The 26,985-nt window shown below is 40.6% G+C and carries 30 protein-coding genes; 13 read left to right on the top strand and 17 right to left on the bottom strand.

Annotated elements, in window-relative coordinates; all coding sequences use genetic code 11:
- Nucleotides 1-191 precede the first annotated feature (191 nt).
- Nucleotides 192-812 carry an NAD(P)-dependent oxidoreductase gene (locus BANA01_RS22180; protein ID WP_063254811.1) on the top strand — a complete coding sequence of 207 codons (621 nt, stop codon included), beginning with the start codon at nt 192-194 and terminating at the stop codon, nt 810-812.
- A gap of 101 nt (nt 813-913) precedes the next feature.
- Here the strand turns inward: BANA01_RS22180 and BANA01_RS22175 are convergent, their stop codons facing one another.
- Nucleotides 914-1,243: a four-helix bundle copper-binding protein gene (locus BANA01_RS22175; protein ID WP_063254810.1), complete on the bottom strand. Its 330-nt coding sequence runs from the start codon at nt 1,241-1,243 to the stop codon at nt 914-916.
- 252 nt (nt 1,244-1,495) lie between these two features.
- On the opposite strand from BANA01_RS22175, the gene BANA01_RS22170 reads away from it, so the two are divergent.
- The 3 genes from BANA01_RS22170 to BANA01_RS22160 all read left to right on the top strand — a co-directional run bounded on the left by BANA01_RS22170 (nt 1,496) and on the right by BANA01_RS22160 (nt 2,570).
- The gene (locus BANA01_RS22170) at nt 1,496-1,762 is read left to right on the top strand and encodes an aromatic acid exporter family protein (RefSeq protein WP_063254809.1); all 267 of its coding nucleotides are present in this window, start codon (nt 1,496-1,498) and stop codon (nt 1,760-1,762) included.
- A gap of 32 nt (nt 1,763-1,794) precedes the next feature.
- On the top strand, nt 1,795-1,977 hold the full coding sequence (locus BANA01_RS30020; RefSeq protein ID WP_063254808.1) for a hypothetical protein: 183 nt from the start codon (nt 1,795-1,797) through the stop codon (nt 1,975-1,977).
- 155 nt (nt 1,978-2,132) lie between these two features.
- A complete protein-coding gene (locus BANA01_RS22160; RefSeq protein ID WP_063254807.1) occupies nt 2,133-2,570 on the top strand; it encodes a hypothetical protein in 438 nt (145 codons plus the stop codon).
- A gap of 33 nt (nt 2,571-2,603) precedes the next feature.
- On the opposite strand, the gene BANA01_RS22155 is transcribed toward BANA01_RS22160, so the two are convergent.
- A complete protein-coding gene (locus tag BANA01_RS22155; RefSeq protein ID WP_063254806.1) occupies nt 2,604-3,791 on the bottom strand; it encodes a glycosyl hydrolase family 28-related protein in 1,188 nt (395 codons plus the stop codon).
- 229 nt (nt 3,792-4,020) lie between these two features.
- Between BANA01_RS22155 and BANA01_RS22145 the strand changes: the two genes are divergently transcribed.
- Nucleotides 4,021-4,647, top strand: coding sequence for a LysE family translocator (locus BANA01_RS22145; protein ID WP_063254804.1), 627 nt, complete (start codon nt 4,021-4,023; stop codon nt 4,645-4,647).
- Nucleotides 4,648-4,912: 265 nt separating this feature from the next.
- Here the strand turns inward: BANA01_RS22145 and BANA01_RS22140 are convergent, their stop codons facing one another.
- Together BANA01_RS22140 and BANA01_RS22135 are read right to left on the bottom strand one after the other, a co-directional pair.
- Nucleotides 4,913-5,266, bottom strand: a complete 354-nt coding sequence (locus BANA01_RS22140; protein WP_063254803.1) for a VOC family protein — start codon at nt 5,264-5,266, stop codon at nt 4,913-4,915.
- A gap of 103 nt (nt 5,267-5,369) precedes the next feature.
- Nucleotides 5,370-6,242, bottom strand: coding sequence for a hypothetical protein (locus tag BANA01_RS22135; RefSeq protein WP_063254802.1), 873 nt, complete (start codon nt 6,240-6,242; stop codon nt 5,370-5,372).
- Nucleotides 6,243-6,466: 224 nt separating this feature from the next.
- Between BANA01_RS22135 and BANA01_RS22130 the strand changes: the two genes are divergently transcribed.
- Complete coding sequence (locus tag BANA01_RS22130) at nt 6,467-7,141, top strand: hypothetical protein (RefSeq protein ID WP_063254801.1); 675 nt, start codon at nt 6,467-6,469, stop codon at nt 7,139-7,141.
- Between the two features lie 95 nt (nt 7,142-7,236).
- On the opposite strand, the gene BANA01_RS22125 is transcribed toward BANA01_RS22130, so the two are convergent.
- The 9 genes from BANA01_RS22125 to BANA01_RS22085 all read right to left on the bottom strand — a co-directional run bounded on the left by BANA01_RS22125 (nt 7,237) and on the right by BANA01_RS22085 (nt 13,510).
- Nucleotides 7,237-7,722 (bottom strand): tetratricopeptide repeat protein, encoded by a 486-nt coding sequence (locus BANA01_RS22125; RefSeq protein WP_063254800.1) that lies wholly within the window; start codon nt 7,720-7,722, stop codon nt 7,237-7,239.
- 81 nt (nt 7,723-7,803) lie between these two features.
- On the bottom strand, nt 7,804-8,556 hold the full coding sequence (locus BANA01_RS22120) for an alpha/beta hydrolase (protein WP_063254799.1): 753 nt from the start codon (nt 8,554-8,556) through the stop codon (nt 7,804-7,806).
- A gap of 81 nt (nt 8,557-8,637) precedes the next feature.
- Nucleotides 8,638-8,856 carry a hypothetical protein gene (locus tag BANA01_RS22115; RefSeq protein ID WP_063254798.1) on the bottom strand — a complete coding sequence of 73 codons (219 nt, stop codon included), beginning with the start codon at nt 8,854-8,856 and terminating at the stop codon, nt 8,638-8,640.
- 43 nt (nt 8,857-8,899) lie between these two features.
- A complete protein-coding gene (locus BANA01_RS22110) occupies nt 8,900-9,553 on the bottom strand; it encodes an HAD family hydrolase (protein ID WP_063254797.1) in 654 nt (217 codons plus the stop codon).
- 714 nt (nt 9,554-10,267) lie between these two features.
- Nucleotides 10,268-10,906 (bottom strand): hypothetical protein, encoded by a 639-nt coding sequence (locus BANA01_RS22105; protein WP_063254796.1) that lies wholly within the window; start codon nt 10,904-10,906, stop codon nt 10,268-10,270.
- Nucleotides 10,907-10,922: 16 nt separating this feature from the next.
- Nucleotides 10,923-11,549 carry a hypothetical protein gene (locus tag BANA01_RS22100; protein WP_157411861.1) on the bottom strand — a complete coding sequence of 209 codons (627 nt, stop codon included), beginning with the start codon at nt 11,547-11,549 and terminating at the stop codon, nt 10,923-10,925.
- Nucleotides 11,550-11,875: 326 nt separating this feature from the next.
- The gene (locus BANA01_RS22095; protein WP_063254795.1) at nt 11,876-12,448 is read right to left on the bottom strand and encodes a nucleotidyltransferase family protein; all 573 of its coding nucleotides are present in this window, start codon (nt 12,446-12,448) and stop codon (nt 11,876-11,878) included.
- Between the two features lie 54 nt (nt 12,449-12,502).
- On the bottom strand, nt 12,503-13,150 hold the full coding sequence (locus BANA01_RS22090) for a metallophosphoesterase family protein (protein ID WP_063254794.1): 648 nt from the start codon (nt 13,148-13,150) through the stop codon (nt 12,503-12,505).
- Entirely contained in the window at nt 13,151-13,510 is a 360-nt protein-coding gene (locus BANA01_RS22085; RefSeq protein WP_063254793.1) for a cupin domain-containing protein, read from the bottom strand. It abuts the gene before it with no gap.
- Between the two features lie 214 nt (nt 13,511-13,724).
- Between BANA01_RS22085 and BANA01_RS22080 the strand changes: the two genes are divergently transcribed.
- Nucleotides 13,725-14,075, top strand: coding sequence for a PadR family transcriptional regulator (locus BANA01_RS22080; RefSeq protein WP_063254792.1), 351 nt, complete (start codon nt 13,725-13,727; stop codon nt 14,073-14,075).
- Nucleotides 14,053-14,739, top strand: a complete 687-nt coding sequence (locus BANA01_RS22075) for a DUF1129 family protein (protein WP_063254791.1) — start codon at nt 14,053-14,055, stop codon at nt 14,737-14,739. The genes BANA01_RS22080 and BANA01_RS22075 overlap by 23 nt, the downstream gene beginning before the upstream one ends.
- A gap of 705 nt (nt 14,740-15,444) precedes the next feature.
- On the opposite strand, the gene BANA01_RS22070 is transcribed toward BANA01_RS22075, so the two are convergent.
- Together BANA01_RS22070 and BANA01_RS22065 are read right to left on the bottom strand one after the other, a co-directional pair.
- Entirely contained in the window at nt 15,445-17,598 is a 2,154-nt protein-coding gene (locus tag BANA01_RS22070) for a YhgE/Pip domain-containing protein (RefSeq protein WP_063254790.1), read from the bottom strand.
- Between the two features lie 101 nt (nt 17,599-17,699).
- Nucleotides 17,700-18,266: a TetR/AcrR family transcriptional regulator gene (locus BANA01_RS22065; protein WP_063254825.1), complete on the bottom strand. Its 567-nt coding sequence runs from the start codon at nt 18,264-18,266 to the stop codon at nt 17,700-17,702.
- A gap of 196 nt (nt 18,267-18,462) precedes the next feature.
- On the opposite strand from BANA01_RS22065, the gene BANA01_RS29655 reads away from it, so the two are divergent.
- From BANA01_RS29655 to BANA01_RS22055, 4 genes are all read left to right on the top strand, one after another.
- Complete coding sequence (locus tag BANA01_RS29655) at nt 18,463-18,600, top strand: hypothetical protein (RefSeq protein WP_157411860.1); 138 nt, start codon at nt 18,463-18,465, stop codon at nt 18,598-18,600.
- Nucleotides 18,601-18,793: 193 nt separating this feature from the next.
- Nucleotides 18,794-18,937: a hypothetical protein gene (locus BANA01_RS29650; protein ID WP_157411859.1), complete on the top strand. Its 144-nt coding sequence runs from the start codon at nt 18,794-18,796 to the stop codon at nt 18,935-18,937.
- Between the two features lie 212 nt (nt 18,938-19,149).
- Nucleotides 19,150-20,781: an SWIM zinc finger family protein gene (locus BANA01_RS22060; RefSeq protein ID WP_235847203.1), complete on the top strand. Its 1,632-nt coding sequence runs from the start codon at nt 19,150-19,152 to the stop codon at nt 20,779-20,781.
- A gap of 235 nt (nt 20,782-21,016) precedes the next feature.
- Nucleotides 21,017-23,926, top strand: a complete 2,910-nt coding sequence (locus BANA01_RS22055) for a DEAD/DEAH box helicase (RefSeq protein ID WP_063254789.1) — start codon at nt 21,017-21,019, stop codon at nt 23,924-23,926.
- A 384-nt stretch (nt 23,927-24,310) separates the two neighbouring features.
- Here the strand turns inward: BANA01_RS22055 and BANA01_RS22050 are convergent, their stop codons facing one another.
- Both BANA01_RS22050 and BANA01_RS22045 read right to left on the bottom strand, forming a co-directional pair.
- Nucleotides 24,311-25,381 (bottom strand): 3D domain-containing protein, encoded by a 1,071-nt coding sequence (locus BANA01_RS22050; RefSeq protein ID WP_063254788.1) that lies wholly within the window; start codon nt 25,379-25,381, stop codon nt 24,311-24,313.
- A gap of 449 nt (nt 25,382-25,830) precedes the next feature.
- The gene (locus tag BANA01_RS22045; protein WP_063254787.1) at nt 25,831-26,223 is read right to left on the bottom strand and encodes a hypothetical protein; all 393 of its coding nucleotides are present in this window, start codon (nt 26,221-26,223) and stop codon (nt 25,831-25,833) included.
- A 219-nt stretch (nt 26,224-26,442) separates the two neighbouring features.
- Here BANA01_RS22045 and BANA01_RS22040 point away from each other — a divergent pair, with 219 nt between their 5' ends.
- Nucleotides 26,443-26,853, top strand: a complete 411-nt coding sequence (locus BANA01_RS22040; protein ID WP_063254786.1) for a helix-turn-helix domain-containing protein — start codon at nt 26,443-26,445, stop codon at nt 26,851-26,853.
- The last annotated feature ends 132 nt before the right edge of the window (nt 26,854-26,985 follow it).

Here is a 26,985-nt window from a genome sequence, read left to right as displayed (position 1 = left end):
CAACGCAATTTCCTATGATTCATTTTACTTTAGAAACGTCTAATGTAAAATGGCTCCACCGTATATCCTCTACTTCAACTTGTGATACTTCAAAGGCCACCATTTTCAATATGTTTTCCTTTTAAAACTCAAAAGACATTAACAAAACTTTTATAGTAAAATAGTAGTATTGGCAAGGGAGGCTTAATTTTATGAATATTTTACTTTTAGGTGCTACTGGACGAGTTGGAAGTCAAATCATTCCTTATGCTCTTCATGAAAGACATCATGTTACTGTATTAGTACGCATCCCAGAGAAGATTCAAATAAATAATGAGAATTTAACCATTATTCAGGGGAATGTTTTAAATAAAGAGGATATCGTATGTGCCATGCAGGGGATTGATGTCGTTATTAGTGCCCTGAATACTGATGGCACAACCACCCTATCAGAAAGTATGCCACTTATGATCGAAGCAATGGAAAGCGAAGGTATAAAACGAATCATTACGATAGGAACAGCAGGTATTCTGCAGAGTAGAACTACACAGAATTCGCTGCGTTATCAATCAAGTGAATCAAAGCGGAAATCTACCCGCGCAGCGGAAGAACATCATAAAGTTTACGATATGCTCAAACAATCAAACCTCGATTGGACAATTGTCTGCCCTACGTACTTGCCAGATGGGGAAAGGGTGGGAAACTATCGAATAGAACGAGATTTTTTGCCGGAGGGTGGAGCTGAAATATCTGTAAAAGATACAGCTGAATTTACTTTTAAACAGATAGAAGGAAACGATTATATAAAATCACGTGTAGGTATCTGCTACTAATAATATTCTTATATACAAAAAAGCGCATTAACCCATTTCGGGTCAACGCATTTTGGATTTAATTTTGTTTAGTTTTTTTAAAAAAAGGTGAAAAAGGAAATTTAAGCAATCAGGCTTCGGCATGTTTCTGCACATTTAAAACAAGCATCAGCACAATTTTGGCAGTGTTCATGATTGTGTTTTTTGCATTCATTCCCGCATGCTTCACAAATTTGTGCACATACTTTTGCCAACTCCGAAATAAATGGTGTTCCTCTGCCTATCGCCTGTTCAAGGTACGCACAAATATCTGCACACTCTCTATCAAGACGGATACATTCTGCCATCATTTTGACATTGTCTTCTTTCAAACAAGCGTCATAACAATGATTACACGCAACCATACATTCATGTAGTGACTCCATTACAGACTGATATTGTTCATGTGTCATGATCATTTCCCTCCTTCCATTTATTCTTTATTTTAATACCCTACCCTCGTATTCTAAAACATGATTCATCCTGTCTCGTTAGTTCAGTAAAAAGGAACCCTGATTTTTTAGTAATACACGCAATTACTAAGCGCACTCCTTCACAATATCATCGAAAGAGCGGCGTAAATTCTCTACATATAAACATATTCGTTTGGTTAAGCTTTATTATGGAAGCAAAGCAGGAAAAAATAATAATGATTGAGGTTCCCTATGGAATTACAGAAAAAGCAATTTTTTAATAAAGATTTAACTATACTAGCATGGAAATTATCTATAGGCTCTATTCTATCTTGGGAATTATCCAAACTTTTAGGCTCTCACCATCCTTATTTATCACCACTTTCTGTCATCCTAACGATTCAATCTTCAATGGATAAAACGATTAATCTTTCTATAAAACGAATGATGGGAACGATTATCGGATTAATTGTTACCGTTTTTATCGCAAGACATTTACCATTGAGGGTTGGAGCTTAGGAATTTTAATTCTTTTAGGCTGTTATGTCTCGATGTTTTTAAAATTGGACAAAAAAGTCCTTCATCAGGTCTCCATTACGATCCTATTTGTTTTTGTTTTTGAACACCAATCAAAGGATTATGCCATGGATAGGTTGAGAGACACACTAATCGGTGTATTGGTTGCAGGGATCCTTCAATTCATTTGGCTTCGGTTATTTACGCGAAAAACATAACCGTACTATAGTTACATTTTTTAATGTTTGCGATAGGAACCTAGATTTTTACTGCAGAAAATTCATTGAATAGGTTTAAAGTTCGAATTCAGACCCGTTTCCTTTTTAGAAGATGTATAATGGAATACGAGATTAACTGAATTACGGAGGTTATGATGAAGTTTTTTATAAAGTTAAATACGATTAGTGCTTTATACGCGTTAGCGTTGTTTATCGCCATCGAACTCATTATCAATGTTTCTCATATTAGCCAATTATACGGCTTTGCATGGGACCATGTTTACATTGTCATAGCTGTTATTAATGTTATTGGACTTCTTCTTTCTACCCTTATTTTTTTTAACTTAACAAAAAAATGGATGTTAGGCAGTAAACATCATTATTGGCAACTCATTCTGTGGGTACCTTACTTTATTATGTTATTCTACTTTTTCACTGTCTTTGTTCCTCTTAATACAGGAGTGACGCTTTTTCCTAGATTTAGTCTCTTAATTTTTGGGTCATCCTTGCTGTTTCCGGTTTACATATTATTTATTAATGTCATTGCTTCACCTGTAAGTACGGACGAGCGGACAAATACACGGTTGTTGTGATACTTGGAGCCTATTATGGATCCAAGTATTTTTTTACCACGTTCCTAATGTAGCAACTAGTCTTCCATCATGCTTAAACATATTGAGAGATTGTCTAACATAGCCAGTACCATATTTTATAATTCTAGGCTTGGAAGTGGTTTGGTCACTCCATTGGCAGTTGGTCACTACACCACTACTCCCCTCATCCCAGAACATAACACCATTGATTTTACAACCATTGAACACAATCCCATTTTGCCTGACATGGACATAGGCTACATAAGGGTCCGTTACACCATCACTCGAAATCTGACAATTGTTAAAAGCTACGTATGTATTATTATAAATGGTAAACATCGCTTGGATATCTATTGCCCTTGCTGTACAGTAAATCCAACATCCATCAAATACAACGTCTGACATATCAACCCCTGTAACAGCAAAGTGAGCGTTTAAGTCGATGATGACGTGAGAGAACTTGAATGCCAATCCTCGCACCACATTGACACCCCTTTTCGCTACACCGATGAATCCCCCCAAGAACATACAGCCCTCCGGACGTCTAATCGATCCTTGATAGATGGCTCCATCTACATAAACACCATCATTAGCACCAGAAAATTGACAGCCGACAAAGGTGTTATTAACAATTTGTCCTTGTATTTTCAACCCACAATCCCTAATAAACGACGTACTAATATTTTCAAAATAACTCCCCCATACCTCTGCTAAAAATAAACCTATAGAGACATGAGAGACTGAGATATTCTTAAATGCACATTTATGGACAGCATAGTTAATACTGGTGGGCTGTGTAATTTTACGTTGATCAGCGGTCCCCATATACATTCCTATCATGTCCCTGTAATGGGGATTTCCATCGATTTTCAAATCCTTTATAAATCTCGTGCTCATAGCAAATTCTGATTCCGCAAAAGGTTCCCGCCCCTTTACCCAAATGATCGTATTAACAGGAACACTCGCACCTACTGTTACTTGATTCCATACGTGGGAAACCTTTATTAACGCATTGTTACCCATAACCGAAATATAATCCGGGATGACGAGTGTTTGTGAAATTACATAGGTACCGTGAGGCTTAAGGCTTACGATTCCCCTTCCTCCCAGTGCACTGGCAATGCAGTTTTTCAAGGCTTCTGTATCATCCGTAACACCATCACCTTTTGCTCCGAAATGCTCTGGCAGCAGGTAGTATTGCGTGGGGTTTGGAGTAGACATGACTATCAGCTCCTTTGGAAAAATTCAACTGGTCTTAATGCGATTGTATGCCTGTGTGTTGGTACATATTAACTATTCTGCGAGGTTAGCTAAATTAGAAAAAGCCGCCGATCTGGCAACTGAAGAGGTCTCTAACTTCAAGAGCAATTCTAAAAATATTTTTAACACTATTCAAAAAATTTGTGATAAATTTAGTCTAACTATTCTTATCTAGGAGGCGCTGATTACCTTGGAGAACTTCTATATGTTTGTGATTATGTGTGTTTTACTGATTCTTTTGCCTGGCCCTGATACAGCTATCGCGACAAAGAACACCCTCTCTGTCGGCAGAACAGGAGGTTTCCAAACGATGTTTGGTACTTGCTGCGCATTACTGATTCACACAACAGCAGCCGTCGTTGGCCTTTCCGCCATTATTGTGAAGTCAGCTATTGTTTTTTCTATCTTCAAATACGTCGGTGCTGTGTATCTTGTGTATTTAGGGGTTAAAACGTTATGGGCACTCAGAAGCCGGAAAATCACGCCCGAGATTACTACGGAAAGTAAATATGAGGGTAAATCATGCTTTAAACAAGGTTTCCTTACCAACCTTCTCAATCCAAAAGTAGCCGTATTTTTTCTAACCTTCCTGCCGCAGTTTGTGCATTCCGGCAGCGACACCTTTATTCCCTTTCTCACCATGGGAATCACCTATACCCTTTTAACGGCAGTCTGGTTTTTGTTCTATATTTATCTGCTTAACCAGATTAGTGCTTTTATGAAAAAGCCTAAGACCCAGCGTATTATGGAAGGATTCACTGGTACGATCTTGATCGGTTTTGGGGTAAAACTTGCGCTGGAGAAGGCTCAGCATTAGGAAGGCCGTGGAGCTATTTCTGTGGACAGGTCAAATAACATATGCGAGTTTGAGGAATAAGCGGAGAAATTTCTCTTAATTAGGATAAAGCACTGAAAACAGCTTAAATAGCCGGAAGGATTCCGGCTATTTACTCGAAAGAAGTGAAATTGGTTCATTTTGCTTAGGTTAATCGGAAAACCTCCGCTTATTTACCCCGAACAGAACTCAATTCACAGCTTAACGGAAAAATCTCCGTTTATATTAGGAACAAATGCATTTGTTTTTAACATTTACAAATCATTAACAGATTTCCATCAGGGTCTTTGAAATTAAAATAATGCCCATGTTGAATTTCCGTTACGACGTTAACACCTTTATTTTTCAAAAAAGTAAATGCTTCTTCAATGTTTGAGGTATTGAAATGGAACACCGGTGTATGAAATACATGATTTTCAGAATAGATTTTGCTATCTAATACAATCCCCGTACCTTCCATGGGAATGACATAAAGATGGCCAAACTGGATTTCACCTGCTGCCTCGATACCTAATAGACTACAATACCAATCTCTTGCTTTTTCTATGTCTTTTACCGGGATGAATACGGTTCCGATTTGATTTAAGATAGGATTATTCATATAAGCACCTCGTATATCTTTTAATTTTATTTTAACATGAAGAAGCAGTGGATTATCTTTGACGGGTTCGGTTACTGGGGAAAAAAAAACTCAAATTAGGAACTTAATTAACCGCAAAAACAACATCAGCATAAAATTCACCGTCTAACTCCACTTCATAACGCCACACACCGCTTTTTGGAATTGTAAAGGTAGCAGTGAAGCGTTCTAAAGTGGAATAGCCTGTTGACGGCTCGTTAATTGTTTCTGGGGACAATCCTGTAATTTTTTCTCCTGTTTCTTGATGGTAAGCATATATAGCTAATTCTTTCCCTTTAAACGTCTCAAAAGGTGCAGTGAAATGAAAGACGTATCCATACGGTTTTCCTGCTGAAAGAGATGGGTCCGGGGCAACCATCAATAACGCTTTTCCATCTTTTATATATACATCTCTATTTTCCTTCGTTTCTTCAATCATAGAACCCCAAAAATCCTTCGTGCGAATTAACATACCTTCTATTTTGTGCTCTTCCGTTAAATTCACTTGTCCCGTTACGATCCCAACTTCTGATTTTTCACTGCCTTCTCTTTGGAACTGTAATTCTACTGAGAAATTATAAACTCTATCTTTCACATCTACCTTTTCGTAATCTATCTTTTTTATCTTAAATTGGTAATCTTCATTATTCGGTTGAATCATTAATCTTGAACCGTAGTTATTAACGAAATCCGTATAGGACATTTCATTTGCAAAATAATCTTTAAATAGGTTTTCTTCATATTGGTTCAAGGCTTCAAATTTTTCTTCACTTTCTTTTTCCAATATTCGTTTCATTTCATCACTTGGACCTGTAAGGCTATTCTGTAATACAGCTTCAATCGTTTTTATATTTTCATCTTGAGTTTGCGTTTCCTTACTTTCGGTACATCCCACTAACATTAATAGAAGTAAAGAAAACATAGTGGTTGCAAAAATTTGGGTCATTCCTTTTTTCAAATAAATCCCCCCTTTAATGTATTATATAACAAATTTTACCAAACGCCTTTTTTGTACTACATAAAAATCTATTCGGATCATAATAACTCCATTTAATGGGTGGAAGAGTCCAAGATGCTGCTTTACCAATTAAAGGTAGTTGATAGAGGCAAGGCCTTTTTCTCTATTATTCTGGTAAAATTGGACTAGACATCATATGAATATACACTAGGGGGAGTTCCACATTGAAAGTGGTTTTAGCATTTTTAAAAATGAGATGGAAGTATGTATTAACAGCATTGATTGCTCTTAGTATTGGAGCTACAGCTGGTCCTTCACAAGATCAAGTGGATAAGGCGAACGCCAAAGTAGATGAATTAAAGAAGCAACTATCTACTAAAACAGAAACCGTAGCAAGCCTTGAAACCAAAAATAAAGATTTACAAGCGAAACTAGATGAAGCAGCTCCATGGTTTAAAATGCAAGAGGATCTGAAACAAATGGAAGCGGAAGCTAAGGCCGCCGAAGAGAAACGTTTAGCGGAAGAAAAAGCAAAACAAGAAGAAGCGGCAGCTAAGGCAGAAGCGGATTCCAAAGCAGCCGAAGAACAGCAAATTACAGCAGATAAAGTACAGGAAATTATTAGTGATTATTCTTATGTAGTAAATAACGTTTCTTTTAAAAACGGTGAAATCAACGCAACCATTGAGTTAGCACCAATGGAACAGTTTTCCGCCAAGGATTTAGCAGTTAATGAATACAGTTCATTATCAGATGAGTTATTAAATTATGAAGGCTGGCAAGTACTAACCGTTACCTATCCTGGTGCAGGGACTATTAGTATGAACCGGAACGAAAAGGAAACAAATAGTTTTGGTGATTATTTCCCAACCCTGAAAATTGAAGAAAGATTAAACTGATAAAACAAGCTCCTGAAGGGTGCTTGTTTTTTTTGGCTAACATGTTTTTTGTAATACGGAAACGGAACCTGCTACCGCGTGCCTGCCTGCTTTTGCTACCTCCACGTTTTATCTAGTTTATCAGAATAGAATTGAATGGCTCTTTTATAATGCAGGATATCCTCGTCCGCTGTGGTTTCGATCAGACTGGTTAGCAGAATCTCCATGGCAGTGTCGTGTTCCTTTAAATTATAAAGCGTCATCGAATAGAATACCTTTAAAGCTCGATTGTTCGGAAATACATCTAGCCCCTTTTGAAAAACGCTTTTGGACTTGGCGTATTCTCCTATAGTACGGTAGGAACTTCCTAAACCAAGCAGCGCTCCCTCTAAGTCCTTTCCCGACAGCCCCAGGTCAATCGCTTTTTCATAATAGGGAATCGCTTCGGTTTCTTTCCCTAACAAATCAAAGCTCCACGCACATTGATAGTTCACATAAGGGTCCTTTGGAAACTCTTCTACTACTTTTTGTAGTAATTCGTTCGATTCCGTTGTCTTCCCTTCATATCGCAGGTCAATCGCTTTTATTACTTCTGGTTGCATTTCGTTCACTCCTTACACGTTGGCTCCTACCCGTTATCGATAGACCTTCACTTTCTGCTTGTTGCTCAAACTCTAGCCATTTCAAATTAACCCCTCCAGCGAATCGGTCACGGTTTTCCATGCCGAAGACGTTGGGTCGACAACCATAAAGTGATCTGCTTCCGGGAGTGTAATTAGACGGACGCTATCTCCCAGCTCCTCGGCCCTCCGATGATAGTCCACACTTAAAGAGACCGGAACATGGCGGTCCAACTCACCATGAATTAACACTTGCTCCACATTCAAGGGCAGCAATTCGATGGGGGATGCAATTGGTAACTCTTCCATTGAGCCGCCTAGGAACGCTGTAACGGGGCTCGTAATTTCTCTCTCCGTATGTATCTGCAGCATTTGGCCGAGATCAGTAACCCCGGCGAGGCTGATAATTCCTTTTATAGGAACAACCAATGGGCTATCCATTACGTTCAAAAACGATCCCAGTAAAAGAGCCAAATGGCCTCCCGCTGAATGCCCGATGACCACCACTTTTGATAAGTCAAGCTGATGGGTGTCCTTCAGCTGGTCTAGGTGATTAACCGCACTGACCACATCATGAAAAGTCCCCGGCCACACCCCGCCTTCCTCGCCAATCCGGCGGTACTCAATATTCCATGTCGCAAACCCGCGCTTCGCCAAATCTTCAGCTAGCGGTTCATTTTCCTCAAGACCATATTTCGACTGCCAAAAACCGCCGTGAATACTCACCATCACAGGACAGTTCCCAGGCGCCTCAGGTCTACGCAATACCCCGAATTGTGACGGGTGCTCCCCATATGCGATCTCAATCGTTTTCATAACATACCTCTTTCCATTTTGATTAACCGGCTATATTTTATTCGAGAGAGGTTCGAAAATTCCTTTATTTTGGGGTATCTACTATTCCATTGAATTATCATCCAATCGATACAGAATGATTTTGTTTTTAGAATCACACCAAAATTCAAGGGATTGGTTGTGCTTTTTATCCACATATCCAATAATCGTAACGCCTTGTTCTATTCGTGTATAATACCTGTTTCCATATAAATCCTTTGCTTTTTGAATGGAATCTCCTACTTCTATTCCTTTTGGAATTTGAATAATCGTTTGAATCATGAATTAAGATGATGGAATGATCACCGATAAATGATTAGTTCTCTTATGGTAAAAATAAAAGTAATTCCGCTAAATCATCCACTATGTAATCTGCTTCTATCGACTCCCATTGAAAGTGCTTCTTCCAAACCCCTTTCATACCAACATTTTGAGCCGCCTTCACATCATTTTCAGGGTGGTCCCCGACAAACATACTCTGCTGAGCAGAAACGTTGAGCTGCTTCAGCGATCTTTTAAAAATTTCGGGGTCTGGCTTCTTTATTCCTTCCCATTCTGAAATTAGAATGGTGTCAAAATACTTTTCGATCCCCAATGCTTTGATATTATCCAATTGGAACTGCCCTCTCCCATTTGTAATCATCCCTACTCTCAGGTTGAGGCTTTTCAATTTTTCCAGTGTGGAAATGAGATTTGGGAATGGAACACAGTGATTTTTGAATTCTGAGAGGTAATCTTGAAGTAGTTCTTCCCAAGTCATCCCCGTTAATTGAAACTCCTCCACCAACTGCTGATACACCTTATCTTTCCATACATAACCGCGTTGATCCAAGTCTATAAATCTCTTTATATAGGTCTCTCTCGGAATATGTCCTACGATTCTATTCAATCTGTCATATTGGTTATGGATGAACTTTTTTACCGATTCATCTCGATTTAACAACGTTCCATCTAAATCGAACAAAACAGCTTTTATCATTATGCTGCCCACTCCTTTTCTTTTTAAAGATAGTTCAAAATCATGCAACCTGCCAAAACGATGCCTTTACCTGCGGATTTTATCCTCTTATCTGCATAATTCTCTGTTTACCTGCATTTTTCCTTAGTTTATCTGCCTAACTAATTCCGTACCAAAACTTGAAGCTTAAAAAGGCCAAGTTGAGGCATGGCACAGGCTATCGAACTACCAAAGTATGGTGTTTTTCTCAATTTTCTTCGTAGATTCTAGTTCAAAGTATGGTATTTAGATTACCTTTTTTAGTCGCAGTTCCTCTTCCTGCCAAAATGGTTCCTCTTCCTGCGGATTTGCTCCTCTTACCTGCATAATTCTCCATTTACCTGCATTTTTCCTTAGTTTATCTGCCTAACTAATTCCTCATTAAAATTGAGGCTTACTAGGATATTTGAACTATTACAGAATCCTTTATTCTTTTAGAACGCTTAACTGCTACCTTAATTCCAAAAAGCCGCGTTATGAGTGGTTGTGGATGGTGAATATTATGCCGATGCTGTTTTCGTTTTTGCGGTTAAAGAATAAACCGTGTACTTTCCTTTTTTTCAACAAAAAATGAGCAACTGAATGAATTCGGCTGCTCTTTTACATGCTTTTTACAGTTAAAAGATAATGCTTGAGTTTACCCGCAATAATGAACCCGTTTAGGTTATCTTTACTGCTATTCATTTCGCTGTCATGTTATTGAAGGTTAAGGAAAACTTGTCCTCCTAACACTTCTTTATAACGAAGTTGTGCTTTTTCCCCTGTTTTAACCAAACCAGAAATGTAACCTTCTTTTTCATTGCCCACATACATTTCAAAACTAAAATCAGGTTCGGTTGATCCGACGATATCACCGCTATAAATATCGCCACTCTCACTTACCATATCAAAGTTCATAATCCCATCAATATGAAATGCTAAATCCTCTGTTTCTGATTCAACAAACTTTACCTTTGTTTTCGCTAGAACCCACTCATATCCTTCTGGTGCAGGTTCATTAAATTCATTCATTGATCTTAATTGTTGGTAAGCAGCCTCTCCACGAACCACCTCTACAACCGTTAAATCAAACTTAATCGGGAAGGCATCCCCATTATCATTATAGATTTCATCGTCCACTGTAGCTGTTGACTGAAATGGAACCGGATTGGAACGTGAACCTATTTTTGATTTTGCTTCTTCTTTTTTTTCAGAGGTCCCTTTTTCTTCCGTTTGTTTAGTTTCTTGTTGATTGTCCTCTTTTTTGACAGTAATATCTTTTGTATCTTGTCCACATGCTCCAAGTATGGCGATAGACAAGATTCCCACTATAAATAGATTGATTCGCTTACGCATAGTTGAACCTCCCGCTTTATTCCGCTTCCGTTTGTTCTTCATTTAAATCATCTGGGTAAACAACATCATCAAACACTTTTTGCGTCGCTTCATCCTTTAGAGATATGGTTACCTTATACTTATCTGGATCTACACCATTATAAAGCTGGTACATCATACCTGACATCGCTAACCCCATGGTAGCAAAACCATCCATACTGTTTTCAAATGCGGCTTGATCCACTACAACCGTAAACTCTGAAAAATCGTTGTTATAGGTAATATCTTTTATTGATTGATAATCTTCACTATTTTTCATTTCCTCCACTGATCCAATAACTGACTCTTTCATTTCTTTCATCATTTCTTTATGTTTCGCTTTTGACATCTTATAAGTTAGCGATCCGTCTTCGTTTTGAGTGACTTCCTTCACGCCTTCTTTTTTCGCATCGGCAATAACCGTGTTTATATCTTGCCCCTCAAACATGGAAGCAGGTATTGTTATTTCGACATTGAGGAGCCCTTTTTCCACCTCAACATTCCCTTCCTTCGCTTCCTCCTTTGATTTTTCCGATTGCTTTTTATTATCCTCTTTCTCATTGGTTGAACATGAAGCAAGATTCAACAACAATAATGAAATCAGTATGGTGCGAAATATACGCATAATCATCCTCCATTTTCCTTTTTATCAGTATTGTTTACTATTAACGGTGTATTATTTACGATTACAGCTTAAACAAAATATTGTAGCTCTAGTTGGGGACAAATCCACTCTTGGTGTAGAAGGATTTGTCTTTAATACGGGCGATTTGGGACTAATCGTACTCTTTTTGTAGAAGGATTTTTCCTTAATGCTAGGGAATGAGGACAATCACAAACGCCACCTATATTAATAAAAAGCGGTGCATTGTTAAGGTTATCAAAAAACAAAGGCTGCCCCATTGGCAGCCCTAGAATAACTCCAAACATTATTTAATTTATCCGAATAAATCAGTTATTCACTATATGACTGACCTTAATTTTATGCCAAATAGCTTTCCAGTTCTTTTCTAGAATCCGTTCCTCGTAAATGGCAGCAAGTTCCTTTGTCTCAATAAAGAAGGGAGTTGGTTTCAATTCCAAATTAATGACATCCTCTATTCCACAAGGAGCAGTAAGAACCAAATTACCCTTCTCTAACCTCACTCCAAGGGCAGTTGCCGTTTCTGGAAACTTTGAAATCGCATCTTCTGACGAGGTATAAGGAGGAAGATTGTTATTGATGTGCATTCTCGCTTGATTTTTAACAGACCATGGTATTTGAGGCATGATTCTTATCAGCTTATTTTCCAATTCCTTTTCAACCTTCTCATCGATGTTAGTGTGGTCAAAATAGATAACATCCACATCTGGTGTCTGCGTTCTTTCCTTAAACCCGTGCAAGGTGTCCCAGATTTTCGACCGTACAAACCCTGCACATATCCACCAGTCCGGTAAATTCAATGTACTTGCAGCCTTTATAATCTCCATCATTTGTTCGTCGCTTTGGATTAGTTTGATTATATCAACTTTATTATTTAGCATTTTAGGTTGTCCCCTCTTATTTTAATACACCAGAACGTGGAGGAAATTTCAAACCTATTTATCTCTGTGATCTGTATTTTCACGGATAAATTCGATGACCTTGCCATTCGATTTAATTTTTACACCGGTTAAATACCCAGAATACGCGGCACCAGTATCAATATTCCACGAATGACTATGCTCGTCATACTTCGGCTCCTCACATGGCGTGTGGCCAATGATTTGCAGCTTTTGAATATTTTTCAATGGACTCCGATTCCATAAAACACCGTAGGAATCCTCTTCATCGAATGGGTTTTCCGTGTCTGCCGAAATCCCTGCGTGACTTACAAACAAATGATCATTTTCAAACAATAGCGGCAGCTGTTTCATCCAGTTCACATCGCTCATGCAATCCCGCTCCTCGGCCTCATACTGCCGTAACGTTTCCTCCCCACACTGCCTCAGCCAATTCTGATTTGGCTGGTTCGTGAAGTGATCAATCATCTCAAACTCATGATTTCCTTTTAAAAAATAAACCTGGCTTGGAAAATCATCACGTAATTGCCTAGCAAACTGTACCATCTTCGGTGAATGATTGCCTCTGTCAATTAAATCCCCGAGCTGGATCAAAATCTCATTTTCCTTATCCCAATGGTTCGCAAGCATCGCAACAAATGTATAGTAGCAACCATGCACATCACCAATCACAAAATAATTCATCTATGTATCCTTTCTTGGCATAAAGGCTGCCGGATTTAGTTCTTCACTTTCAATCACAATCGCCGTTAACCCTTTATCTGTTTTGGTTTCGTGCCATTCATCTTTCTTCCAAAAGACCGCCTCTCCAGGCTGCACTTTGACGTATTCATCACGGTCTGTGCTGACAAAACCCTCGCCGCTTACCACTAGCAAAAGCTGCGGAGTTACCGCTTGATGATAGCCAATTAACCCATTTTCCTCTAGGTGCATACATCCTATATGTGCACCCTTGGTCGTTTGAATAGTCCGCGACATGATAAAGTCAGACTGAAACGCCGAAATCTTCTTTCCGCTCTCTTTTGTAAAATGATAAATTTCCATTATACACCTCCAAAAACTCAGAATATATGTATTCAAGATGAATTAGGATAATCCTTTAACGTTCGTAAAAAAATTGCTACTAACACGCAATTGACAGTAATGGAATAAAAAGGTATTATAATCTTAGCTACTTTGTATAACCAAGTAGTTGTTTTTTTACCCAGCTATCTTGCTTAACAAAATAGCTGAAAGGTTGAAGGAAAGGGGCTATACCATGTCCTTGCGAAGCCAATTATTAAAGGGAATCTTGGATGGCTGTGTCTTAGCCGTTATTGAAAAGGAACCCGTTTATGGCTATGAATTATCCAAAAAGCTTCAGGAATTTGGTTTAAGTGATGTAAGTGAAGGCACGATTTATCCGGTATTACTCCGCTTACAGAAAAACGGCCTGATTATGGGAGAAATGCGGCCATCCGAATCGGGGCCAAACCGGAAGTATTATTTTTTAACAAAGGAAGGCAAAGAGTCACTAAACATGATTGTATCCGAGTGGAAACAGATGGTGGAACCAGTTAATTCTTTATTTAAGGGGAGAGATGAGAATGAAGGCGAAACATTTAATTGAGGAGAATAACCGAAAACGGGAACAACTCACACCCGAGAATGAAAAATACTATAGTGATATGATGATATACATTCGACTACAATTAACCCTGTCCGAACAACAATCGGAGGAAGTGTTGATGGAAATGCTGGATCATCTCCTTGATGGTCAAAACGAGGGTAAGTCGGCGCATGAAATCTTTGGCGATGATCCTAAAGGCTATGCAGATGAAATTATTGAAAACTTACCGAAGGAAAAGAAGCGAGAAGTTGTTCCATTTATGATGGGTATCGTTCTCAATCTAGTAAGCTGGATGCTTATGATTCGTGGAGTGATGATTCCCGTGGTCTCACAATTTAAAAAGGAGCCTGTGGGTTCAAGTGTTTATGTGTTCCCCACTCTATTAACATTTACTCTTATCTTAGGATCGATTGCATTCGGTGTCTGGTTTATCTTCAGAACGATCCGCCGTTCGTTGTTTAGCGAAAAGGCGAGTGAAAAGAAAGACATGGTGAAAGTTGGTACCTTCGGAGCATTGTCCATGGGCCTCATTATTGCTGCGACCAAGTTTTTACCAGAATTCGGCCCTGCCTTTCCGTTTTCATGGTGGGCGTCTCTCCTAACTGGCGGTGCCCTTTGGGTGATCTTATTTATGGCGAAAAAATTTGAGATTGGGTTTAGATAGATTAGGAGACTCATTTACAATTACCTGTGCCAGGCTGGTGCCTGGCTTTTTCAGGTTTGGGGTTGGGTGCATGGCTGAAATTGTTAGGCAGGTAAACAAAGGAGATATGCAGGTAAGCGGTCCAAATTCGCAGGTAAACTACACTTTTTGGCAGATAGCGGATTTTCTCTATAAAAGGTAACTAAAAAGCCTTCCCTGATTTCGGAATTCAGGCTTATCTTCGAGCGCAATATCCATATATAGGAAATTCAATTACCTAAGCCAGGCCACCCTCTGGCTGTTTCAGTCTTGAGGCTGGCCAACTGAATTTGTTAGGCAGGTAAACTTAGCATAAATGCAGGTAAAATGGATTCTATGCAGGTAAGCGATCCAAATCCACAGGTAGGCTACACATTTTGGCAGATAGAGGATTTCCCCCCAAAATAGGTGACTATAAAACCTTCCCGGATTCCCGAATTCAGGCTTAATTTTAAGTGGAATATCCATATATAGGAAATTTAATTACCTGAGCCAGGCCACACCCTGGCAGTTTCAGTCTTGAGGCAGGTAAACATAACAAAAATGCAGGTAAAATGGATTCTATGCAGGTAAGCGGCTCAATTTCGCAGGTAACCAACACATTTTGGCAGGTAGAAGGAATTTAAAAGGCAAATACAAAAAAAACACCGAATCCGCCTAATACAGCGAACCCGGTGTTTCCGTTTCTTATGCAGCTTGCTCCATCATTTGAGCATTACCCTGTTTTCTTTTAAAACGAATCGCCATATAAGTAAATGTCACAACCATAAACCCAGCAATAAACCCAAGTAAGATAGCGTTGTTGTGCCACATATAAGCAAAGTCTCCACTTGAAATCACCGCTTTAAACGCCTGCACGCTGTACGTCATCGGGAAGAACGCGTTAAATGGCTGCAGTGCCTCTGGAATTAACGCAAGTGGGAAAGTGCCCGCGCTTGTCGTTAATTGCATGATCAAGATGAGAATTGCAATAAAACGGCCAACATCCGCTAGCGTCGTGACAAGCATTTGAATCAAAGTTACAAACACCATGCTGGTAATAATCGTTGTCACAATAAACAACGGCAGGCTTTGTACCTCGATACGTAAACCGACTAGTAACACAAAATCGACCAATAGTGCTTGAACGACACCGATTATGGTGATGACTCCTAATTTACCGAAGAACCATTCTCTTGCAGAAGCCGGTTGAACGGCAGGTTCTCTTAAACCAAAAACAATAGAGATAATCAGTGCACCCACAAAAAGTCCTAGTGAGATAAAATAAGGTGCAAATCCAGTACCGTAGTTTGGCACGGTATTAATCTCATTTTTATCCACCTTCACTGGCTCGCCCATCATGTCAAAAGTATCATCATCTGCTTGAACACTGTTGGCTGCCTCCGCACCCTCGGATAGCTTTTCGTTTAATTCGGAGGTGCCGTCCTGCAGTTTTTCAGTACCTGCTTGTAATTCACTGGAACCTTCCGCAAGCTTGCCAGTACCTTCTGTTATTTTATTGGCACCAGCAGACAACTCACCCATCCCAGCTGTCAATTGGTTGGCCCCTGCATTAAGCGCGGTTGACCCTGAATAGAGCTGGTGAATTCCTTGATTTAATTTCGCCTGGTTTGCATTGATTTCACCAATTCCGCCAATTAGTTGGTCAAACACTGGGTCCGTTTGTTGCTTCAATTTTGCTTCTAACCCTTGAGTTGCGCCAGACAACTGGCTATTCACCTGAGTTTTAAATTGTGTAAAGCCTTGATGCAATCCAGGCGTAATCGCCTGTGCCACCTGCTGTTGAACCTCTGCCTTGCTTGGTGCAGCTTGTTGCCCCATAATCTGCGAAACCTTCTCCGCTGGAACACCATTGGCAATTAACGCCCCCGCAAGCTCCTGCATTTTCGCTGTTTGCTGCGCAATCATCTGATCCGCAATCTGTGCCGATAACCCAGCATTCAACTGCGTTTCAAACTGATTAATACCTTCATTTAATTTCTCCGTACTACCGCTAAGCTGTGAGTTGATTCCAGCCGCAATTCCAGCCGGTAATTCACTCTTGATCTGCTCAGCCCCCGCTTTTGCTTTTTCGGTGCCTGTCACCAAAAGTGACATGTTGTCATCTACTTTTTGTAACCCTTGCTGGATGGCTGCTGTTCCTTGGGCTACTTCAGTGGATCCAGCTGCGGCACTGTTGATGCCTTGTTCGAATTCTATAGATTTGCTTGCTAAGGTTTCAAGGTTTTCTTTGATTTGGCCGGCGCCTTGGTTGAGTTTTGCTGAGCCTTCGTTTAGCTGGCCGGCTCCGTCACTTGCTTGCGCTAACCCGTCGCCCATTTGGTTTACTTTTTCAAAAATGCTTTCAGAATAGGTTGCGACAATTTGTTTTGAAATTTCCGCTTTGATTTCCTTCATCGCGGTTTCGCCGATTTGCGCCGATAGGAAGTTTGCACCTTCATTCGGCACGTACTTGATTTGCATTTTTTGAGGCTGATCCTCAAGCAGCGTTGTCGCATTTTTTGAAAAATCACTTGGAATCTCTACTAGGATATAATACTTTTGATCCTCTAAACCTTTGTATCCCTGCTCTTTGTCAACGATATCGAAGTCGAAGGTATTACTTTTCTTTAGATTATCGACCAGGTCATCGCCAATCTCGAGCCTCTGACCGGCCAGTTCCGCGCCCTTATCCTGATTGACAATCGCCACAGGCAGGTCACTTAAATATTTATAAGGATCCCAGAATGCCCACAAAAACATTCCCGCATACAATACTGGAATAAATAGGATAGCGATAATAGGGATTAATACTTTGCGATTGCTGAGAATCGTTTTTAGTTCTGCTTTAAATCCATTCATACTTGCAACCTCCTGACTATTATATTCAATTAGTCATTTTTATTTTTAAAAAAATACTGACCGTTTTGTTCAAATGGTCATTTTACTGCAAAATAAATGACTCATGCTAATAAGCCTTTTAATAGGTAAAGTTCAAAGAGCTTAGCGATTTCTTCTTTTTTTAATGGCGGATGGTTCCTTTGCCACTCATTTACCAAAGAAAAGTACATTTTCAGCATCACAAAGGCTGTAATCTCAGGATCGCAGGATTTGATTTCACCCTTCTCGATCGCTTTTTGAATAATACCCTTCATGTATTGGATGATGGATTGCTCCACCCGCTGCATCGCTTCTACGACCGTTTGCGTTCCCATGTCCCGTTCTTCTTGAATCAACTTAATCGTCAATTGATGCGATTTCCGAAATTCATGAACCCGGGCTAATACATGATTCACATTATCAAGGATTGAAGCTGAATCATCTAGAGCACTCTCCACTTCAAATCGAATATCAGCAATAAGCGAACTGATGATTTCATCAAATAACTCTTCTTTTGTTTTAAAAAAGGTGTAGATGGTTCCCTTCCCCACATTGGCTAATTTCGCAACCTGATCCATCGTCGTTGCCTTATACCCATACAAGGAAAAAGACTTCGCTGCTGCCTCTAGTATCAACTTCTTCCGATCAATTACTGCCAATCGCTTCACCTCCAAAACTGACTAAAATACCAATTCGGTCATTTGTACGAAAAATAATATAACATAGCCATTTTAGAAAAGCAACATGATAAGTGCGAATTTTGTCAAACGGTTTTATGGAACTAAACAGCCTTTACTGACGTCTTATTGAGTAGAGATAAAAGGAAATAATTGGGGGATCACTTCGATGAAAAGGCTGTTAATTGCGTTGTTTATTGCGCTCGTATTGTTTTGTGCGACAGGAGGGTTGGAACGATTCTCGTCTGACACGGAAACACAGGAACCTGGGGTTACTCACGAGATAAATTCAGTCGAAAATTTATAAAAAAATTTACCAGTCCTAGCGGTGCTGGGGCTGGTTTTTGCGTGCTTTGCTGTCACCAATTCTCAGGTTTAGACATACCTTGTAAGTGGACAAGGATTTAAGGTTGAATATAAAAAATTTATTTTTTATGTATAAGAGAATGATAGATTGGGAAAAGTAATGATAGAAGATAATCTTAAGGGGGACGGAATCCATGAATGAATCAAAATTGCTATTATCACAGTTTGCTAATGAAGAAGGCTTCGAGCTTAGTAACTACTTAAGTCACTTGTTTGACATTGTCTCAAATCAACTAGGACAGAATCCACCAACCACCACCGAAATGGAAAATATCTAAAGCCCAGGCGTTGATAAATGCCTGGACTTTTTTTGTTTTTGGGGTGGTGGATTTGAATTTGGCATGTAAAACTTTGAATCGACATGTAAATAAACCAGAATCTTTTTCATAAAAAAGCGGGTTCTGAATAGAAATCCTCATTTCTCTCCTCGAATGGGCAATTTTTGGGTATAATATAGGAATATGGATTTTTCTAAAAAGGGGGTCGTGGCTTGGAGGCAACGACTGCTAATGAACGGATAGAACTTCTTGCAGAAGAAATGAAAGAGTTGCTGCATCCGCATGCGGCCGATGATGTGAAGCTCGTTCAAAAGGGCTTAATGCTGTACCGGCAAGGGATGGTCAAGCAATTACAAATATGGAATGCCCAAATTACTGCGATGGTACAGGACGTAACACCTTGCCATGTGAAACTGAATTTTTCTCATTTATCGCTAAATAGTTGTACTTGTCCTCACGAGGGACTGTGCCGCCATCAAATGGCTGTATTTTTTGCTGCTTATTCGAGAGTAGGCAGTGTCGCCGAGTGGGTGGCAGAGTGGCGTGAACCGATGAAGGAGAAGAATGATGTTGCGAACTGGGGGCTTCAGAAGGCAAAGGATTTGATCAAAGCGAACGGTGTGATGAAGCCTGATTACGGGCGCTGGGTTGAATCGTTCGAAGTCAGCTTTGACACGATTCTTAACTCGAAGAAATATTCAAGCGCTTTTATCATTGCGGAGTTATTCAATATTTACGAACGACGGATTAAAGCGAGTGCTCCCGTGGAACAGGAATGGCGGCTGCTCTATGAGATGGTTGGGATTATCGTTTCATTTAAGAAGCTTGCGATCTTAACCGTGCAATCGGGATTTGCTGAGGATGTTGTCAGACGCGCCTACCTTTCTGTGTTCCATAATTTAATTGAGGACGCCGATGAGGTTGTCTTGAAAATTGGTGTTCAATCGCTGCCGTTTGACTTTGATCAGTTTATTTTAAAATTAAAGGATGAAGTGTTTGAGCTGTTGACTGTGTGTACAGACCTTGAGCAGGAACGGATCTATCTCTACCGTCTTCTCTGGACCAACCTTTTTAAAAAGAAGGAATGGCGTGAGCAAGAAATCATATTGATTAATGACCGGCTGAAGTCTTTAAAGGATTGGGAGAATCCGAATCCGCTATTGGTTGCTGGAATTCATATCAGTTTTCTACAGCAAAAAGATGAGCTGGCTTTGGACTTGATTCATAAAATTGATGATAAGGTTATTACGCCGTATATGCTTCATTGGATTGAACTATTGTCACAGACAAAAGCATGGAAACGAGTTGGACCGCTAGTTGAGCTGTTTATCTCTAAACTTAAAGGCTATTTAGATTTTCTGCGGACCTACCATTCGTGTGCGTCTTTTACCCGATCGGCGCTTAAGGCAATCTCCCCTTATGTTTCGGAGAATGGGAAAGTTGAATTATATGAGCGCGCCATGCTCGCGACTTTGCCTTATAGCTATACAGAATACGAACATTCATTGTTTGAACGGAAGCAATTCGACAAATGGGGTGACCTTCAGGCGTTCATGGGCTGGAGTTTTTACGACCTGCCTCGCGAGCGGGTTAAGGTAATCGAAAAGGAAAATCCAGAAGTCCTGCTCGGCATGCTGCACCAATCGGCGCTGCACGAAATCAATCAGAAAAACCGATCCAGCTACAAAGCCGCCGTCCGGCACCTAAAAAAGCTGCGTACACTATACAAAAAAATCAAACGCGTCGACGACTGGCAATACTTCCTCGACAACCTAATGGACAAAACCAAAAGACTCCGCGCCTTCCACGAAGAATGCAGACGGAGCAAACTTATAGAAGAGTAGTTGGTGGATGGGTGCCTAATGGGCGGTGCCTGTCACCGCTCGTGGACAGTGTCTTTCTGTGGTGACAGGCACCGCTCGTGGACACTTTCCACCCCAGGTGGACAGTTGGTTGCTGTGTTTGTGATTTAATGTGGTTTTTATACATTTAGAAATTATCTCTAAACTAGGACCTGGATTTTGTCCCGTAGGAACCCTGAATTTTGTCCCCCACCCCAGTAAAAGGAGTAACTTTACGATGCTGAAGACTAGATTTGTTAAGCTTCTGACAATTAAATTAGATGAGGGCCGTTATCTTTTGGCTGCTGAGGATGAGCACGGGTATGGATTACCTCCTTCTGAGTGGAAGAATGTGTTGTTCAGCCGTCATGACGAGAGCTTTTTTGGCACGCTTTTGGAAACGGAGTCAGTGGATGGCGTCGAGGGTGTTGTGGTAACTGGCTGGCACCTTGTTTCTCTTTTTGCGAAGGAGTCGTTCAACCGGTTTATCCAATGGGATTGGAGTGAACAATCGGAGATCTGTTTAGCTGCCGCCCACTCTCTCCATGAGGGAATACTTGAGAAGGATTGGCTGCCCGACTTTTCCGTTTGGGAGAATGGCGAGTTCCGCTGGAAGCTTCCCCTCCGGGTGGAAGATGAGTTTGACCCTTCCTTTTGGGACCAGGAAGTGGACCCCCAAGATGAAAACTCTGAAACCGTTCAGAAATTTATTTCTGATTTATATGACCATGCGTTAGATTCCTACCTTACTCGAAATGCTTCGATGAAAGAGTTGTTTGGCCCGAAGCTTGCTTTGCTGAGAAAACAAGGGATTTCTGGTGGCGAACTGGCACGCTATTTTGACGAAGAATCCTGGCTTGAATGGGTCGGAATCAAGGAGAGCGACACCCCTTTCACGATAGGATTGAGGTTAGAGGAACCACTAGATGGAGAAGGACCTTGGAACCTGGATGTCTTTTTGCGCGGTAAAAAAAATGTCGATGATGTTTATGGCTTGGAGGCGAAGATTCCTGCAAGATGGAAGCCGTTTTTGGAAAGAGTCGATCGTGAGCAAGCGCGCTGGGCCAAGTTAATTCCTTGGCTGAGTGAAGATGAAGTGACATTGAAATCGGGACTCAGTGAGGAAGAAGCTTGGATGTTTTTGACTGAGGCCAGTGAAACCCTTGTGGCTTTGGATGTGGAAATCCTCCTCCCTGCTTGGTGGCAGGCAATGAAGAATGCCAACTTAAAGGTGAAGGCTTCTTTAAAAGGTTCCTCCAGCCATCGTCCATCCTTTGTCGGGCTGCAGGCGATGCTTGATTTCAACTGGCGTTTTTCCATGAATGGTGTCGACCTGTCCGAGGAAGAGTTCGGTCAGCTTGTCGAAGAAAAACGTCGACTCGTGTTTATTCGCGGGCGCTGGGTGAAGCTTGACCCAGGCTTTATTCGACAAATTCAGGATTTGATGAAACGTGCCGAAAAAGAAGGATTACATGTACGGGATTTACTCGAGCAGGAGCTCGTTGAGACTCCACCGACAGAAGATGAGCTCGAAAATCCAAAAGCCTTCGCACGAATCCAAATCGAATTAAATAGCCAATGGAAAAAAATGATTAAGCAGCTATCTGAAGCACATGAGATACCGCTTGAAGAAGTTCCTGCAGGTCTGCAAGGTGAACTCCGTCCTTACCAGCAGCTAGGGATGAGCTGGCTCTGGTTCCTGCGTCAATATGGATTTGGAGCTGTCCTTGCCGATGACATGGGGCTCGGAAAAACCGTGCAATTAATCGCGTATCTATTGAAGGTGAAAGAAGATATCGGGGCAATTCCTGACATGGTGACAGGCACCGCGGACGGAACTGCTACTAAAGATAGTACGAAAAGCACCACTGAAAAAACACCCGTTAAGTCTGCTCTAATTATCTGCCCGACTTCCGTTCTTGGTAACTGGCAGAAGGAGCTTGAACGTTTTGCTCCTGAGATGAATGTATATTTGCATTACGGTTCTAACCGCTTGAAGGAAGAGGCTTTTAAGGAAAAGATTAAAGATGTCGATGTCGTTTTGACTTCGTATGGGTTAAGCCATATGGATTCTGAGGAGTTCGAGTCCATCCTGTGGAGTTCGATTTCCATTGACGAAGCACAGAATATTAAAAACGCGGGGACAAAGCAATCGCGGGCAGTGCGGAGGCTGCGCGGCGGCCATCATATCGCTTTGACCGGTACTCCGATGGAAAACCGATTATCTGAACTGTGGTCGATTTTTGATTTTACCAATCATGGCTATCTTGGCAGTTTGGGGCAGTTTCAGAAGAAATTTGTCATTCCAATTGAGAAGGATGAGAAAAAGGAAAAGGTCAATGAGCTGCAATCCTTAATCCGTCCATTCCTGATGAGAAGGACGAAAAAGGATGAAGAAGTGGCACTTAATCTTCCTGACAAACAGGAACAAAAAGAATACTGTCCGCTTACAACCGAGCAGGCTTCGTTGTATGAACAGCTGGTACGTGATACTTTTGCTGAAATTGAAAAGTTGTCAGGCTTTGAGCGCAAGGGTTTAATCTTACAAATGCTCAGCAGGCTGAAGCAGCTTTGCAATCACCCTGCTCTCTATCTGAAGGAAAGATCCGCTGATCGGCTGCTTCTAGATCGCTCAAATAAATTGGAGAAGCTTGTCGACCTTGTGGATGCCGTTTTAGACTCTGGCGAAAGCTGTCTCATTTTTACACAATATATCGAAATGGGCGAGATGATTCGTTCGACAATCAAGAAGAGGTTTGGGATTGAGGTGCCCTTCCTGAACGGAAGTGTACCAAAGTCGCAGCGTGATAACATGATTGAGCGGTTTCAAAATCAGGAGTTCCCAGTGTTCTTGCTTTCCTTGAAAGCAGGAGGAACCGGGCTGAATCTAACGGCAGCCAACCACGTCATCCATTACGATCGCTGGTGGAATCCAGCAGTTGAAAATCAAGCAACAGACAGAGCGTACCGTATCGGTCAATCCCGCTTCGTTCACGTTCATAAACTGATCTGCACCGGCACACTAGAGGAGAAAATCGACGCCATGCTAGAGAAAAAGCAGCACCTAAACGACCAAATTATCCAAAGCGAAAACTGGATCACCGAACTTTCTACAGATGAACTGAAAGATTTGGTGTATCTAGGATAGATGTTTGGCCCTCATGAATCGTTCATGAATGGTTCATGAAGCCCCAAAAAAGGAATCAGCTTGGAAAATGGTTCTTATGAAACGTTCATAAGGCCCAAAGAAAAGAATTTGCAGCAAAAATGGCCCTCATGAAACGTTCATAAGGCCAAAAAGTAGGATTCAGCCTATCAAATGGGCCTCATGAAACATTTAGTAAGCCCATTTGGAACAATTTGTCTAATTATACAATGATGTATATTTGGTGCCTGTCACCGACAGGCACCGTCTGTAAACCCTAATCAGTCTTCGGACTGGTTTTTTTGTTATGTTTGATTGCAGAATACTATGGGTATAAAAAAAGAGATCCCACATCCAGTAATGATGTAAGATCTCTTTTATCAATTTCTAGTTTAAAATGACGATTTTAACCGTTTTTCTTCCCCATGCGATAGAATGTGCATTGTCTGGCATTACCACATCAATTTTATGACCTTTGATAGCGCCGCCTGTATCACCAGCAATCGCTACACCATAGCCTTCTACCCAAACTCTTGATCCTAATGGAATAACGGATGGATCAACCGCGATTAATTTGATATTTGGATTTTCTTTAATATTGTGGCCCATATAAGTAACATTTCCTGCGGATTGCCAGCTGTAAGCAGTCGCCGTTACATACATTTCTTTGCCCGGCGTACCAGTCGGTGCTGGAGCTGCAGCTGGTGCTGGAGCGTTGGCTGCTGCGATTGCTCTTGCAGCTGCTTGTTCTTGACGAACTTGCTCTTGCGCCGCTTGAAGCTGTGCTTGAATTCCTGCCATTTCTTGATTCACTTGACTATATTTTTGCTGCATGACGGTTAAGGATTCTTGTCTCTTTTGTAAATTAAGATCAAGTTCTGCCTGATGTTTTGCAAGATTTTCTTGTTCTACAGCTAGCTGGTTCTCTTGCTCAGCAATTACTTTTACATTTTCCTCAATTTGCTTTAGATCGGTTTCTTGATCATTAATAATTTCATTATCTGCGTTAAACAGAGTGGTTACTGCACTTGCACGTTGAATAAGGTCAGCAACACTTTTTGATTCTAGGATGACATTGATGGCTACATTCAGTTTCTCATCTTCTTGTAAAGCCACTAACCTGCTTTTCATTACATCTTTACGGTTATGGATTTTATCCTCAAGGAAGACAATTTCCTCTTTTTTCTGTTCGATTAACTGGCGTGTTGCATCAATTCTCTTCTGAGTTTCTGCTAAGGCTTCTCTATTTTGTGTAATATATGTCTGTAATTCTTCCATCTCTTTGTTTAGCTTATTAATTTCATTGCTAATAGAGTTCTTCTCATTTGCCTTTTGTTCAAGCTCTTGCTCCACACTATGTAAAGCTTCCTTACTTGATTGTGCATGTGCCACTACGGTACCTGACACCAATATTACGCATGTTAGAAACATGAAAATCATACGCCTTACAAGTTGCATACGTTTTCCCCCTTCTCTATTAATCTATTTATACCATGACAATATGCCAGTTATATTACAAAAACATTAAAACTCTATCACAAATTGTCATATAACAGAGGAAAACAACATAAACAGATGAAAAATATAGGTACTATTGCGGTGCCTGTCACCACTCGTGGACATTTCAACCATTTTGTCCACGTGGGGCGGACAGTTTGTTTCCATATGTGCTATTTACGCCTTTTCAATGGTGTTTGAATGAGTGGTTTGCACGCGCAGAGGGGAAAAAATTGGGGTTTTATTGTCTATTTTGTGAAATGCATGGTGAATGGTGCGTTGGAATTTCACTGAATAACAGGAAAAGGGTCCCGAATTATTTCGGGACCCTTTCTTCGTGTTTTCTTTGTTATTCTTTTGTAATATTAGTAAAAATCTTCCTCTTACTAGCTCAGCTTTTATTAAAAAACTTAGCTATCAAGTTTCTCATATGCATAGGCAGCCAGAGCCCTAGGCCCTTCCTTTTCTCGCAGTCTCATTCTGTTCTTACCTGAAAGCATGATGAAAGCGACTTTGTTGTCTTCCATAAATGCAAAGTTCGTGAATATATCGTAGGCATCGTCCTCAGAAAGCGGCCTTTCGCCTTCGATTAGCTGCAAGGATTGATGGTAACAGTTAAATTGGCAATTATTCTCACGAATGAGGATGGTAACTCTTGATTGATGAAGAGGGATAGAATGGTAAGACAGTTGTGAAGAAGGATTTTTCGAGAGCAGCATGGCATCGTAGAATTCTGGTTTTCCTTTGATATGCATTTCTAAGTGGCTCGGTCGTTCCCCAATAAATATTAACGAGTTTGGCATATATGTATATGACCTCCAGTAAGACAAATATTTACATCTTTGTTTATTATTCGACAATAATTTCTGTTCTCCTTTTTTCTTCTATAAATCCAAACTTGATTAAATCACATATGTGCATTTTTTTCACATGGAACTCCGTGCATAAACCTCATATTCGAACTATCCCATTTCTTTTGCCGTTAAGTTAAAAACATCAATTGTTTATTGGCGGTGAAAAGGATGTCTTTATCGGATAAATTGCGCAAGCTGCGCGACAATCGAAACTGGTCCCAGCAAACCCTGGCAGACATGATGAATATGGACCGGTCGACAGTGAGTCGGTATGAAACTGGAAAAAGCATTCCCACCTACCAAACGGTCATCCGATTTGCTGATCTTTATCAGGTGGATAAGGAGTATTTAGTAGAGGAACTAGACCAACTGCTGCCCAAGGCTGAGGAGCCTGGATACTTGACAAAAGAAAGCCTGGAGGACCACGATTTGGGGATTATCCTCCAATTGCTCCAACAAGAACCTGATTTGAAAAAGAATCTACTTGATATCTATCTTATGCCGCCCAAAAGGCGGGCGTTTTTTATCGACTTATTAACCTATCAGATTAAAGCTAGTAAAAAACATAAAAATATCTAAAAAAGTAGGCCGCTGTTCGATTATCAGCGGCCTTGAAAAATAAAACACAGGGGGTTTTGTACTAGTTTACCCGACTCGAGAAAAGTTATACATATTATGAACAAAAAAATTCCGGCGCTTCGTGGCCGGAGA

The organism is Neobacillus niacini NBRC 15566 (assembly GCF_001591505.1).
Taxonomy (GTDB): domain Bacteria; phylum Bacillota; class Bacilli; order Bacillales; family Cytobacillaceae; genus Neobacillus; species Neobacillus niacini.
Note: the sequence above shows the minus strand (reverse complement) of the source record. Positions and strands in the feature narration are given on the sequence as shown.